The sequence below is a fragment of the Chryseobacterium sp. CFS15 genome (genome assembly GCF_031118795.1).
GTDB lineage: Bacteria > Bacteroidota > Bacteroidia > Flavobacteriales > Weeksellaceae > Chryseobacterium > Chryseobacterium indoltheticum.
This window is the reverse complement of sequence record NZ_JAVHYL010000003.1, coordinates 21,274-34,262: the sequence shown is the minus strand read 5'-3', so window position 1 is coordinate 34,262 and position 12,989 is coordinate 21,274. Positions and strand designations below refer to the sequence as shown.

At 35.7% G+C, this 12,989-nt stretch carries 14 protein-coding genes; 11 read left to right on the top strand and 3 right to left on the bottom strand.

What is annotated here, in order from left to right; all coding sequences use genetic code 11:
• The first annotated feature begins 49 nt into the window (after positions 1-49).
• The 3 genes from OH814_RS05370 (at position 50) to OH814_RS05360 (ending at position 3,146) form a co-directional block, all read left to right on the top strand.
• Positions 50-1,756 (top strand): helix-turn-helix domain-containing protein, encoded by a 1,707-nt coding sequence (locus OH814_RS05370; protein WP_308827419.1) that lies wholly within the window; start codon positions 50-52, stop codon positions 1,754-1,756.
• Between the two features lie 120 nt (positions 1,757-1,876).
• Positions 1,877-2,728 (top strand): RteC domain-containing protein, encoded by an 852-nt coding sequence (locus tag OH814_RS05365; RefSeq protein ID WP_308827418.1) that lies wholly within the window; start codon positions 1,877-1,879, stop codon positions 2,726-2,728.
• 136 nt (positions 2,729-2,864) lie between these two features.
• Complete coding sequence (locus tag OH814_RS05360) at positions 2,865-3,146, top strand: helix-turn-helix domain-containing protein (protein ID WP_308827417.1); 282 nt, start codon at positions 2,865-2,867, stop codon at positions 3,144-3,146.
• Positions 3,147-3,296: 150 nt separating this feature from the next.
• On the opposite strand, the gene OH814_RS05355 is transcribed toward OH814_RS05360, so the two are convergent.
• Positions 3,297-3,533: an SDR family oxidoreductase gene (locus tag OH814_RS05355; RefSeq protein ID WP_308827416.1), complete on the bottom strand. Its 237-nt coding sequence runs from the start codon at positions 3,531-3,533 to the stop codon at positions 3,297-3,299.
• A gap of 120 nt (positions 3,534-3,653) precedes the next feature.
• The gene (locus OH814_RS05350) at positions 3,654-4,076 is read right to left on the bottom strand and encodes a PhzA/PhzB family protein (RefSeq protein WP_308827415.1); all 423 of its coding nucleotides are present in this window, start codon (positions 4,074-4,076) and stop codon (positions 3,654-3,656) included.
• Between the two features lie 109 nt (positions 4,077-4,185).
• Between OH814_RS05350 and OH814_RS05345 the strand changes: the two genes are divergently transcribed.
• Positions 4,186-4,551, top strand: a complete 366-nt coding sequence (locus OH814_RS05345) for a helix-turn-helix domain-containing protein (RefSeq protein WP_308827414.1) — start codon at positions 4,186-4,188, stop codon at positions 4,549-4,551.
• A 63-nt stretch (positions 4,552-4,614) separates the two neighbouring features.
• Here OH814_RS05345 and OH814_RS05340 read toward each other — a convergent pair whose 3' ends face one another.
• Positions 4,615-4,923, bottom strand: a complete 309-nt coding sequence (locus OH814_RS05340; RefSeq protein WP_308827413.1) for an antibiotic biosynthesis monooxygenase — start codon at positions 4,921-4,923, stop codon at positions 4,615-4,617.
• 139 nt (positions 4,924-5,062) lie between these two features.
• Here OH814_RS05340 and OH814_RS05335 point away from each other — a divergent pair, with 139 nt between their 5' ends.
• From OH814_RS05335 to OH814_RS05305, 7 genes are all read left to right on the top strand, one after another.
• Positions 5,063-5,413: a helix-turn-helix domain-containing protein gene (locus tag OH814_RS05335; RefSeq protein WP_308827412.1), complete on the top strand. Its 351-nt coding sequence runs from the start codon at positions 5,063-5,065 to the stop codon at positions 5,411-5,413.
• Positions 5,414-5,597: 184 nt separating this feature from the next.
• Positions 5,598-5,972: a hypothetical protein gene (locus tag OH814_RS05330; protein ID WP_308827411.1), complete on the top strand. Its 375-nt coding sequence runs from the start codon at positions 5,598-5,600 to the stop codon at positions 5,970-5,972.
• 93 nt (positions 5,973-6,065) lie between these two features.
• Positions 6,066-7,442, top strand: coding sequence for a TolC family protein (locus tag OH814_RS05325; RefSeq protein ID WP_308827410.1), 1,377 nt, complete (start codon positions 6,066-6,068; stop codon positions 7,440-7,442).
• A 9-nt stretch (positions 7,443-7,451) separates the two neighbouring features.
• On the top strand, positions 7,452-10,622 hold the full coding sequence (locus OH814_RS05320) for an efflux RND transporter permease subunit (protein WP_308827409.1): 3,171 nt from the start codon (positions 7,452-7,454) through the stop codon (positions 10,620-10,622).
• Positions 10,623-10,624: 2 nt separating this feature from the next.
• Entirely contained in the window at positions 10,625-11,722 is a 1,098-nt protein-coding gene (locus OH814_RS05315; RefSeq protein WP_308827408.1) for an efflux RND transporter periplasmic adaptor subunit, read from the top strand.
• Positions 11,723-11,737: 15 nt separating this feature from the next.
• The gene (locus OH814_RS05310) at positions 11,738-12,274 is read left to right on the top strand and encodes a TlpA disulfide reductase family protein (protein WP_308827407.1); all 537 of its coding nucleotides are present in this window, start codon (positions 11,738-11,740) and stop codon (positions 12,272-12,274) included.
• A 5-nt stretch (positions 12,275-12,279) separates the two neighbouring features.
• On the top strand, positions 12,280-12,876 hold the full coding sequence (locus tag OH814_RS05305; RefSeq protein ID WP_308827406.1) for a TlpA disulfide reductase family protein: 597 nt from the start codon (positions 12,280-12,282) through the stop codon (positions 12,874-12,876).
• The last annotated feature ends 113 nt before the right edge of the window (positions 12,877-12,989 follow it).

Genomic DNA, 12,989 nt, shown 5'->3' with positions numbered 1-12,989 from the left:
TACGTTTTAAAATGGCTATTTTTGAGAGGTGTGGTTAATATAAAGAGCTATGAAAAAGTGTAAATACTTCCTGTTTGTATCTTCGCTGTTTTCACTGTGGGTATATTCTCAAAAAAACAGTGCTGAAACATACAGCGATATTCGCAAGAATTATGAAAAAATGTTAAATGACGATCGGAAAGCACTTCCTTTCGTTAAATTGTACATTAATAAGGCTAAAAAAGAGAAAAATCAGGAAAAACTGGTTCAGGGATACCGTGATGCGCGTCAGTATTGCATATCGCTGGATAAAAAATTTAAATATGCCGACAGTACGATTCAGGCAGCTATAGCTTTGAATGATTCTGCCGAAATCAGCAAGGCTTATCTCAGCAAAGGAATCTTATTTTATTTTAATGAAAAAAAGTATAAACCAGCTTTAGATCAGTATCTTAAAGCATACCAGTTTGCTGAATATTCTAAAGATGAACATCATAAATACAAAGTGATCTATCACATGGGAATTGTTAAAAGCCATCTTGGATATTATGAAAAAGCATTGCAGCATTTTTTAGATTGTACGCGCTTTTACCAATCCTCGTTAGAAAAAGATCTGCATGAAAATGAACTGTATAATTACAGTAAAGGGTATTATAACAGTTTGCATCAACTGGCTGTTGTATATCGGTATCTTGGTGAGTTTGATAAAGTGGATAGCTTGGCTGAACTCGGTCTTAAAAATACAGTCAGTAAACCGGACTACTTCCTGGAAAACAGCTATTTTCACAAAAGCAAGGGGCTTGTGTACTTTAATAAGAAGGATTATAAAAATTCAGAGATAAGTTTAAGAAAAGCGTTGCCCGGAATCGTAAAAAGAAATGACTTCGCCACATGTTCCATCATTTACCTGCATCTGGGGAAGATTTATTTTGCACGGAATGAAGTGGACAAATCAATGAATAATTTGATGAAAATCGATTCCATATTTAACAAACAGCAGTTTATTTTGCCGGAAGCAGCCGATTGCTATCGTTATCTTATTAATAATGCTGCAAAAGAAAATAATGTTGAGAAGCAGTTATATTACACCAATCAGCTTTTAAAAGCTGATCATACCATCAATAAAGACTTTTCATATATCGCTTCTAAAATCTGCAGGGAATACGATGTACAATCACTGAAAAAAGAAAAGGAAAATCTGGAAAGAAAGGAAAAGAGGAAATTGCGTAATGCACTTGTTCTCATTGGAATTGCCGCAGCGATTATCATTATTTTCTGCATTCGCTTCTACCGTGATCGTAAGATCAGGATTCAATATGAAACTTTACAAAAAAAACTTAATAGCAATGAGCAAGGAAGCGATAAAGAAACCATTGATGATATTCCTTTACGAAAGACATCTTTATCACCGGAATTAACAGAGGAATTACTTGAAAAACTGAAGATCTTCGAAAAGACTTTATATTTTACAAGGAAAGGGTTAACCCAGAAAAGTGTAGCAACAAAACTGGGAACGAACTCTAATTATTTATCTATTTTAATCAATGAAAATAAAGGAGTGAACTTTACACGGTATATGGCAGAACTCAGAATCAATTATATCACTAATCTTCTCAATACCAATAAAAAATATTTAAACTATACCATTGAAGCTTTGGCAGAGGAATGCGGAATTGCAGCAAGGCAGAATTTTTCGGCGCTGTTTTATGAAATAAACGGAATCCGGCCAAAAGATTATATAAAAAAGAGAAAGGAAGATGTGGGTATGAATATATAATTATCAATTTATTTATTGGCTATAAATCTTAGCATAATAGTAAATATAGGTAATTGATTTTTAGTGTTTTAATTCTTTACTGTTTGAATAAAAGTTTGTAATTTCCTTTAAAAAAGGGACATGGAACATATTGATATCTTTAAACAGATTGCAGAAATGCATGAGAAGCTTAAACAGAGACTCAGTGAAATTGAATTACAGGAGCAGGAAACTATTGAAATTTCAGAACTCAGCCTGATGGAAATAGACGAAGTGACAAGATGGCTGAAAACATTGATATCAGATTATAGTTTTCGAAATATTGCTGAGGAAATCCACTTCTTTAAAGAAATAAAGCCACAGTTTATTTCTCTTTACATCTATCATTCAACGGTACTGAATGTGGAAACATCCCGCCCGATAGCAGGTCAAAAGACATTACGAAAGTATTATGAAAATGAAATTGAAAAACTCAATGTCTTTTATATCGAAAATGCCGAATTTTACAGCTATTTTCGAAGGAAAGCAACTTATATGGATCATAAGTATTTTGTTCGGAATGCTTTTGATATAAAAATAAAAATGCCGCAAACATTTTATAATTACGATGAATCGTTTACCACTTCGCACGATCATCAGGCAGCACAGATTCTTGCATATGAGAAGCTGGAATTATTTTATAAGCGTATGGCATCAAAGACTGTAGATGGTATTGCTGTTAGTCAATTGGAAAATCAAAATATCGAATGGTCCGCAACCAAGGTCGCATTGATTGAGTTGATCTACGGGCTACATAAGATGCGTTGTTTTAACGGAGGTAATATCGAGCTGAGTGAAGTTATGAAGTTTAGTGAAAAGGCGTTCAATATTGATCTTGGAAATTATCATAAAACGATATTTGAAATCAGAAGCCGGAAAAATGGTACAACTAAGTTTCTTCAATTACTGACGGATAATCTTAACCAGCATTTTATTGACAGTGAAAATATTTAATTTTTTTATCGGTATTACGAGAAAGTAGTGATTTTTTTACGATGTACTTCGTCATTTTTGTAAGGTAATATCTAAACCGGATATATGTTAACTTCCGGGTAAACTAGTTTTTGTAACCTTATTAAATAGTAAAAAAATGAATCTTGAAAGAGCAGAATTTGTTAGATGGATGGAGAAAATAATGAATAGATTTGATATTCTTCATGAAAAATTGAACGCCAAACAGAATGACTTAACAACTATTGACGGAGAACAGCTACTAGACAATCAGGATGTTCTTCAATTGCTTAAAATTAGTTCAAGATCCTTACAGCGATATCGGTCTACGAAAAAACTACCTTATTATACAATTAGTGGAAAACTGTACTATAAGCTTTCGGATTTGCATCAGTTAATCAGAGATAGTTTTAATCGTTAGGATAAAATCCGCCCTTCATGGATAGTAAGAATAAAGATAAAAAAGCTGTTGATCAAAATCAGATCAACAGCTTTGTGTGAAATATTTTACTTAAAATTAATTTCTACACGGCATTATACCACCATCAATATCCCAGATAGCTCCTGTTACCTAGCTTGAATCATCGGAAAGTAAGAAAGTAATTGTTTTTGCAATATCTGCAGCAGTACCCACACGACCGATAGGGTGGAAGTCATTAAATCCTTGTAGTGATTCTGTAATTTTATCCTTTTCAATAAATGATTCAAAAATTGGAGTTACTACTACTACTACTACTACTACTACTACTACTACTACAGGGGATACAGCATTCACACTGATTTTAAAATCTGCCAATTCAATAGCCAAATGATGAGTCAGATTGACCCTCTTTTGCCATTGGATAGCGGATGGAAGGGGGAGGCTTTGATAGCCTTTTTAACTCTTTTGCTACTTCATCAAGTTATCACCACCATATTTTAATAAGTATTAATCTACAAACGCATCAATAATCCAAGCAGGATTAAAATACTCTCTGTAATCAGCTATCAAATTATCTTTTAAAGTCAAGCGACTGATGTAAGCTTGTTTATATTTTTTTCCGGTAGAGATAACCGTTGCACTGCCTTCAAATTCTACGAAGAAAATATTTGCATCATCCGTCGCCGAAAATCTGAAATCTTTAAAAGTCCAATCTTCTGCGCCTTGGGTAATATTTAAAATGTAGTCTGCAATTGATTCTCTACTGACAACTTTGTTTGGGTACGGTGCGGGCGCATAAGGAAATTCCAGAACAGCATCTTCAGTAAATAAAGCCGCATAGCTTTCTTTCGTCATCTCAGGATCTGTAAATTTGGAAAGATGCTTGTGAAATAAATCTTTTGCAATATCGATTTTGTTGTTTGAGTCCATAAAAGGTAAATATTAATTGTTAAACTTATTTGATGAGGCAAAATTAGTCTAGCGATATATTATCTTTGCTATGGGTTACAAAAAGGATATTGTTAAAATTGAGATGATAATGAATAAAGATCGCTGCCTTACTCCGGCCACCACTGATGAATGTAGAAAAGCTTGGTTGACACTGCACGACACTTTAGATATTGTGGGCGGCAAATGGAAACTGGTTTTGATTTCTATTTTAAGAGGTGGGAAATTAAAATTTGGTGAATTGTCTGCCGAAGCCGGTATTTCGCCCAGAATTTTATCTAAAGAACTTAAAGAGCTTGAAATAAATGGTCTTGTTTCCAGAACGGTACTTGCTACCAAACCTATTACTGTAGAATATGAACTTACGCCATACAGCCTTTCCCTAAACGAAATGATTGTGGTAATGCACGATTGGGGCAAGAAACACCGTGAGAAAATAATCGGAAATGATTATTGATTCAAATTAATAAGAATTTCCAAAACAAAGCCGTCTCAGATTATTTTCTGAGACGGTTTTCTATTATTTTTTAAATTTAGCAAAAGATTGATAGACAGAAGGTTCTCTTACGATTTCCATATCAACCAGTAATTGTTCCCATTCCAGAACATAAGGTTGCTTAAGGGTTACATTCATAAAATGTTCAACTTCCTCATTCCAGACCTCGTAAACCAAAAATTCTTCAGGTTTCTGAATGTTCTGATGAATTGTTGAGTGTACAAAATTTTCCTGTTGACTTACTATTGCAAAAAGATCGGTAAGGGCTTGCTTAAATTGTTCGTAGTTGTCTTGTTTGGCTATAAATTTAATAGCCAGTGTAAACTTTTCCATTTTCTAGTAGGTTTTGATTATTTTAGTTATCATTAACTAAATCATTTAATTTCTTTTGCAAAGTTAGCGTCTTTATGTTTAGATTTGTAACGAAGTATCAAAAAGTAACTGTTACGTTTAGGTAACAAAGTAACCTATAATGGAAATAAAAACAACAAATAACGAATGTGATGCTCACGTTAGAGCGGTGAATGATGCAATGTATGTGTTGAGTGGAAAATGGAAAATTTCGATTCTGGCATCATTGTGCTTTAATGAAACAAGACGGTTTACCGATTTATTGAACGATGTAAGAGGAATATCCAACAAAATGTTGAGTAAAGAACTCAAAGATTTAGAAATCAATAAATTAACAAGAAGAACGATTCTCGACACACATCCGGTGAGTGTTTTGTACGAACTAACGCCGCACGGCAAAAAGTTGACATCGGTAATCCGCAGTTTGTCAGATTGGGGAACGGAACATCGAAAGGAGATTATTAAAGATTAAAGCATTATTTCATTACTAAGTAACTATTAATTTGAAGTATAATATGTAGATACATTATTTCCCTATATTGAATAGTAGACTTATAATTCGAGATTAAGTAAATCTAGTAATAACTTTGTCAATATAAATAAATACTATATTTTTGTTCTTTATGAATTTCCAGAAATTACATACAAATTTCCGATTGAAAACTATTTTTGCAGTAGTTTTCGCATTTTGTATTATAATTTCTTCTTGTGCGATTAAGAACAGTATTAAACAATTTTTAAATTTTGATACACCGACTCACGCTTATACAAGTTCAGCTTCCAAAGGTAAATTCTATTCACTTTCTTCATCTTTAAAATGTAAATTTTGCAAAGAGAAAGAGGTTTTAGTTAAAGACCATAGCATAAAGGATTTTTCTTTATCAGATGCACAGGAGCTGATAGCCTTTACTTTTATTGTTCTGTCTGGTGCTTTTTTATTAGTAAAAGCCTCAGAACATCCTTTTTACAATACTTCTAAAATTCGGGGAACACTTCCTATCTTCCTCCAATACCGCAAACTTATCATTTGATTCAGCAGTACACGTATTGAGTTACGTGAACTACTGATTTTACAAAAGAAATATTAATACTACCCATGTCTTTGGTAGTCAATAATCTATATAATGATAAGAAAAACATTTTTAGTCACTCTCTACGGATGGCTAATGCTGAGCTGTCTAAATTTATACGGACAGCAGGTATTATTGCTCCGCAATATCTGGTCAGAAACGGAGAAAAACTATTCGGGAGTTCTTGCTTCCAAATCTGCAGTTGAGTCTTCTGAAATTAATGAAGCGGTTGTTAAAAATAATGCTTTGCCGCAGATCAAAGCTCAATTTCAGAATACTTATGGAACGTTCGAAGGAAGTAATGGAGCTTCCTTTCCGCAGCAGGGATTTTTTACTGTAAGTGGAAGCAGGGTAAGTTCTGATGGTTCAGCATTATCGGCAAACACTTTTGTTTCGATGGTCACAGAATATGAGATTTATAATTTCGGAAGACAACAAGCAGATCAAAATGCTGCGTCTTTACTGACATCAAAGGCAAAGAGCAACCAGAGTGCCTATTTGATTCGTCTTCAAAAAACTGTCTTCAAAAAATATGTGGATGCAGTATTCGCAGTTTCAAAATTGCGTTTGGCTGATAAAAATAAAAGCAGAATACAGAAAATCCATGCGATAAATAGCGCTCTTTCACGTTCAGGTCTACGACCTCAGGCAGATAGTGTCCTAACGTATTCTTCCTATCTTCAGGCTTCGGCTGTAAGTTATAATCTTAATGGTATGCTTCTTTCAACGACGGAGAAACTCAAAGAGTTTTATCCAAAAGAGATTGATACGGCGAAATTAGAATCTGCTCATTTTCTTGAGCCGATACCACTATCTGGATTTGAATTGTCACTAAATACTACACATCCACTGACCAAAACTTTAGAATTTGAATCCGCGTATTTTCAAAAGAAAGCTGAAATCCAAAGAAAAGCATCATTACCATCCATTAAAGCTTTGGCGGGATATGCCTATCGAGGATCAGGTATTAATAGTCAAGGTTATTCGTCAGGCAATTGGATAGAAGGATTTTCAAATCCGGCTAATAATTTTTTGATAGGGCTTGGAGTTACCTGGAATATTACCAGTGTATATACCAATGGTAAAAGAGCTGATGCGTTCAGAAAAGAATCTCAGCGGTTCGCTTATCTTGAAGAACAATCTAAAACGGCTATCCAGGTCGAAACCAGTGCTCTGCAGAAAACTATTTCTGCACAATTTGATGAGCTTGGCAAGCAGGCAGAAGCAGTTAAAAAAGCAGAATCAGCTTTTGAAATGTATTTTGCCCGATATAAAAGCGGACTCATTGGTTTAACAGAACTTCTTCAGATTCAGCAGATTGTTGAAACAGCTGAAAATAACCAGCTTAATGCTGTCAAAGAGTATTGGAAACAGGTGATTAACCTTGCAGAAATGACTACTGATTTTGATTATCTATTTAATAATCTCTAAAAAATAAATATGAATCTAATACGCTTTGCTTTAAGAAAACCGATAGCGATAATGGTACTGGTACTGGCTATTGGGATTATTTCTTTCAGTGCAATTAAAAAAATAAAAGTTGATATTTTCCCTGAGGTCGAATTACCTTCAATGTATATCGCAATGCCTTATGGTGGATTATCCCCTCAATATATGGATGGCTTTATGGCCAATGAATTCCAAAAAGTTCTCTTATTCGTTGGAGGCGTTAAAAATATTGACTTCAAAAGTGTTCAGGGATTAACGTTGATGAAGCTTACTTTTTATCCCGGCACCAATATGGCACAGGCGGCAGGAGAAGTATCGACCCAGGTGTCCAGGGCAATGGGCTTCCTTCCACCGGGGGCAGTTCCTCCAATGGTCGTACGTTTTGATGGAAATTCATTGCCTGTTGGTCAATTGGTATTTGAGAGCGACAATCATTCCGTTACGGAACTGCAAACAATGGTTTTGACCAAGATCAGGCCTATGTTTGTTGAAATTCCCGGTATTACGGCTCCTGCGCCTTTTGGAGGAAATATCAGATCTATTGTTATCAACATTGATCCTCAGACAATGCAGAGTAACGGCTTGAGCCCGGAGGAAATCACAATGGCAATAACTAAAAATAATCATCCTTCGCCAGCAGGAAATATCAGAATCGGAGAGACCAACTATATGGCGCCTGTCAATTCTATTGCAAAAGATCCTTCTGAATTTCTGAATATTCCTATTAAAACCGAAAATGGAAGAACGCTATATGTGGGCGATGTTGCGAATGTTCAGGACGCAGCAGATCAGACTGTAGGATACGCACTAATCAATGGAAAGCGATCTGTATATCTCCCGATTATCAAAAAGTCGGATGCATCAACATTATCCGCGGTCGAAAATCTTAAAAATGCACTTCCAAAACTCAAAGATCAGCTTCCGGATGACGTGAACATCAGATACGAATTCGACCAGTCAAAGTATATCGAGAGGTCACTTTCGAATCTTATTCACGAAGGGATTCTGGGAGCATTGTTTACAGGTTTGGTTATTATTCTGTTTCTTGGCGACTTAAGAGGTGCTTTAATTGTTGTTTTTACCATTCCGATTGCTGTATTGGCTGCCGTTAGTGTTCTCTATTTTTCAGGCTATACAATTAATATTATGACATTGAGTGGTTTAGCCTTGTCGATTGGAATTCTTGTAGATGAAGCAACGGTTACCATTGAAAATATTCACCAGCATATGGAAATGCGGAAATCCAAACCACAGGCTATTTTAGATGCAGTTCTTGAAATATCCGTTCCGAAGCTACTAATCCTGTTATGTATCCTGGCTGTACTAACGCCTGCATTTATAATGACCGGAATCCCAAAAGATATGTTTCTGCCTCTTTCCCTTGCAGTTGCTTTTGCGATGATAGCTTCTTTTCTCGCTTCACAGACCTTTGTTCCTATTCTGGCTAACTGGATGATGAAAAATACGCATTTAAAAAAGCACGTTGGCAAAAACGGAAGCTTTTTCTATAAATTCAGAACCGGTTATAGTAATTCTATGAGAAAATGGTCTTCAAAAAGTTTAATGCTGTTTTCAGGATATATTTTGGTGAGTGGAATGGTGGTTTTCTTATTAATGAAATCAACGGGAACCGATATTATGCCTGTCTCTGAATCGGGTGATTTCCAAATCAGAATTGACACACCGGAAGGGAGCAGGCTGGAAAAAACCGAAGATTTGGTTAAAAATATATTAGCAGACATCACGGAAATAGTTCCTAAAGATGCAATCGACATCAGTTCAGCTTATGTAGGTATGCAACCTGCAGGTTCTCCCATCAATCCCATCTTTTTGTTTACCAATGCAACGCATCAGGCCGTCTTACAAGTGGCTATTAAAAGGGAATTGTATGATGGCTCTATGGAAGATCTCAAAGAACAGATCCGAAAAAGTATTGCCAAAAAATATCCTGAAGCTAAAATAAATTTTGAACCAATGGAACTGACAGAGAAAATCATAGGACAGGGTTCTATGACTCCATTGGAAATAAAAGTGGGTGCTGCCAATCTTAAGCTTGCAGCTCAGCACGCCAATAAAATCAAACAAAATCTTAGTGAAGTTGCTTTTTTAAGAGATGTCAGAATCGCTGAACCACTTCAATATCCAACCTTACAGATCAATGTAGACCGTAATTTAGCAGCTCAATTTGGAATCAGTATGCAGGATGTAACCAGAAGCCTTGTGGCGGCGACATCATCGACGCGATATACAGATAAAAATCTGTGGGTTGATCCGAAGTCAGGTTTGGTATTTCAGACGCAGGTTCAGATTCCTGAAGGGATTATGAATTCTGAAGAAATGCTAAAATCATTGCCTCTGAAAAAAGACAGTCCAAGACCGGTGCTTGAAGATATTGCAACCATCAAAAAAATTACGGCTCCTGCTCAGGTCAATCGTAAAGGACCGATGCGGTATGTAACAATTCTGGGGAATACTTACAAAAAAGATTTGGGATCAGCTTCTAAAGCAGTCAAAGAAGCCATTGAAAAAGTAGGAAAGCCACAGAAAGGCGTATCAGTATGGACGGAAGGAAATCTTCAATTGCTGGATGATACTTTATCGAGTTTAGGAATTGGTTTGGTCGCGGCAGTAATGGCTATTTACCTGATGCTGGCAGCATTTTATCAGTCATTTAAAGTTCCGTTGGTGATTTTGTCAGTAATTCCATCTGTACTTGCGGGAAGTATGATTCTGATATTTGTAACAGGCAGTACTTTAAACCTTCAGTCTTATATGGGAATTATTATGTCTATCGGTGTATCGGTTTCCAATGCCGTTCTGCTGATCAATCAGGCAGAATTCTACAGAAAGCAGTACAAACTAAGTTCTGTACATTCTGCACAGATGGCTGCAGCATCAAGACTCAGACCTGTTCTGATGACCGCATTGGCAATGTTAGCCGGAATGATTCCGATGGCGATAGGTATGGGTGAAGGTTCTGAGCAGGTTGCTCCGTTAGGCAGAGCGGTAATTGGGGGAATCATCGCTTCAACGATTACTATTCTCTTGTTTCTGCCTCACTTTTTCTCAGGTCTCATGTCGAAGGCATCGCTTGTCAATCCGTCACTTGATCCGGAAGATCAGGACAGCAGATATTATGTACAATCAAACTCCTCATTATAATTATGAATTCAAACGAAATCAAATATTTAAAGTATATAAAACTAAGTTGCTTAACCACTGTTTTTCTAGTATCAATAGCATGCTCAAAACAGGAAATAGAAAAGCAGACTAAACCATCAGGAAAATCTACAGTATCCTATGAAACTGTCAATGTCAAAGAAATGAATCCTGATTTTACAGTTTCTGTTCCGGGTGAACTGAAACCTTATGAATCGGCTCAGCTATTTGCAAAAGTTCAGGGTTTTATAAAGAAAATCTATGTGGATAGAGGATCAATGGTAAAGAAAGGTCAATTGTTAGCAGTTCTTGAAGCTCCCGAAATGAATCAGGATTATCTTGCCGATAAATCTTCCCAGCAGAAGATGTACACGGATTTTCTTTATAACAAACAGGCTTATGAGAGATTAATGGATGCGGCAAAAACAAAAGGGGCTGTTGCTGATATTGAGTTGGATCGAGCTAAAAGTTTAATGGAAAGTTCCAGGTCAGCTTATGAATCATCCAAAGCAGGAGCGGGAAGGAGCTCCCAAATGAACGAATACCTGCGCATTACAGCTCCGTTTAATGGAGTGATCACAGAAAGAAATCTTTCAGCTGGAGCTTTAACCGGACCCAATACAGGTATTCCTATTTTTAAAATTGCACAAAAAGAAAGACTTCGTTTGACCGTCTCCGTGCCGGAAAAATATGCTTCATCTCTCAGTAAGTCAACAAAAGTAAATTTTACAGTTAATTCAATTCCTGCGCAATCATTTACAGCAAATCTTTCTCGTGATTCGCATTTGATTGATGATAAAAACAGAGCATTAACTGTAGAATTTGATGTTGAAAACAATCCATTGCTTAAAGGTGGAGAATACGCGCAGGTAAAGTTGCATCTTAAAAGAAATGCTCCAACACTTTTTGTTCCTCAAAAGAGTATTATTCAGTCACAGCAGGGCGTTTTTGTAATGTCAATAAATAATAACGAAATCAAAAAGATTCATGTAAAAGAAGGAATTACCTCCGAAAATATGACAGAAGTTTTCGGTGACCTAACAGTTAATGATAAAATACTTAAAAAACCTTCAGAAGAAATTAAAGAAGGAAAAATTAATTAATAAAAATCTCTCAAAATGAAACAGACAATAAAATTAAATACATTCTTAATCCTTGGTTTTATATTCTTTCAGAATTTTATTTTTGCGAAAGAAAAGAAATTGAACGGTAATGATGGAAATTCAGAATTGGTATCGTCCTTAACAGGCGATGATCTTATTTTTGTTAATGAAAAAAGAGAAAAGATAGCATTAAGTGATTTGAAAGGTAAGGTCGTTTTTGTCAATTTTTGGGCAACCTGGTGCAGACCCTGTGTTGAAGAAATGGCATCAATTAATGAACTAAAGAAGAAATTTAAAGATAAAGACATCGTTTTTGTAATGCTGAATATTGAAGCCGATTTGGAAAAAGCCAAAAAATTTATGGTGCAACGAAAACTGGATCTACCCGTTTATGTTGTTGGAAAGACTGTTTCGCCAGACTTGTTTAAAAATGTTGTGCCTACAACTTTGATTTATAATAAAGAGGGTCAATTGGAGGGAAATATTCAGGGAATGATGGATTTTAATGATCCTAAGATTTATGAAGCCATAAAACAATTGTTAGAAAAGTAGAACATATGGGAAATTTTAAAATATGGATCAGAAAAAACTGGTCGACTGCTTTAATGGTTCTACTATTTGCTGTACTTCTTGTCAATACAGATGCAAAAGCATGGCTAATGCGCCAGATAGCCACTACAGGAATTTTGAACTCACAGTTTCCTGATCCTAAAGTAGAAACATCAGATGTAAATAAATCAGAAACGATCAATTTTAGAGTAAGAAAACAGGATGGACTAGTCGTTAATACTGCAGATCTTAAGGGGAAAGTAATTTTTATCAATTTCTGGGCATCTTGGTGCCCGCCGTGCAGGGCTGAATTTCCATCTATTCAGACTTTTTATGAAAAGTATAAAACCAATCCTGATATTGTGTTTCTGACTGTCAATCTGGATGATAATCCTGAATTGGGCAAAGTCTATCTTGAAGATAAGGGCTTCACTGTTCCTTTTCTTATTCCTGATGGTGAAATTCCAACACCCTACTTTAGCGGATCACTTCCTACAACAGTGGTGCTCGACAAAAATGGACAAATCCAGCTTCATCATCAGGGGCTTGCTGATTATAGTAAGGAATCATTTTACGAAACAATTGATGCGTTGTTAAAGAGGTAAAGATGAGTGCTCCTGTGCATGTATTCTTTGCTGTCTTTATTTAAGTATTGTTTTAAATACTTATTAAAATAAACGAGGTTGTCTGTATACAGACAACCTCGCTTACTTAATAG

Bases quoted from the DNA above. Each gene is read 5' to 3' on its own strand.
- OH814_RS05315 (WP_308827408.1), top strand. From the start codon at position 10,625: ATGAATTCAAACGAAATCAAATATTTAAAGTATATAAAACTAAGTTGC.
- OH814_RS05345 (WP_308827414.1), top strand. From the start codon at position 4,186: ATGAATAAAGATCGCTGCCTTACTCCGGCCACCACTGATGAATGTAGA.
- OH814_RS05370 (WP_308827419.1), top strand. From the start codon at position 50: ATGAAAAAGTGTAAATACTTCCTGTTTGTATCTTCGCTGTTTTCACTG.
- OH814_RS05365 (WP_308827418.1), top strand. From the start codon at position 1,877: ATGGAACATATTGATATCTTTAAACAGATTGCAGAAATGCATGAGAAG.
- OH814_RS05325 (WP_308827410.1), top strand. From the start codon at position 6,066: ATGATAAGAAAAACATTTTTAGTCACTCTCTACGGATGGCTAATGCTG.
- OH814_RS05335 (WP_308827412.1), top strand. From the start codon at position 5,063: ATGGAAATAAAAACAACAAATAACGAATGTGATGCTCACGTTAGAGCG.
- OH814_RS05310 (WP_308827407.1), top strand. From the start codon at position 11,738: ATGAAACAGACAATAAAATTAAATACATTCTTAATCCTTGGTTTTATA.
- OH814_RS05340 (WP_308827413.1), bottom strand. From the start codon at position 4,923: ATGGAAAAGTTTACACTGGCTATTAAATTTATAGCCAAACAAGACAAC.
- OH814_RS05360 (WP_308827417.1), top strand. From the start codon at position 2,865: ATGAATCTTGAAAGAGCAGAATTTGTTAGATGGATGGAGAAAATAATG.
- OH814_RS05305 (WP_308827406.1), top strand. From the start codon at position 12,280: ATGGGAAATTTTAAAATATGGATCAGAAAAAACTGGTCGACTGCTTTA.
- OH814_RS05320 (WP_308827409.1), top strand. From the start codon at position 7,452: ATGAATCTAATACGCTTTGCTTTAAGAAAACCGATAGCGATAATGGTA.
- OH814_RS05350 (WP_308827415.1), bottom strand. From the start codon at position 4,076: ATGGACTCAAACAACAAAATCGATATTGCAAAAGATTTATTTCACAAG.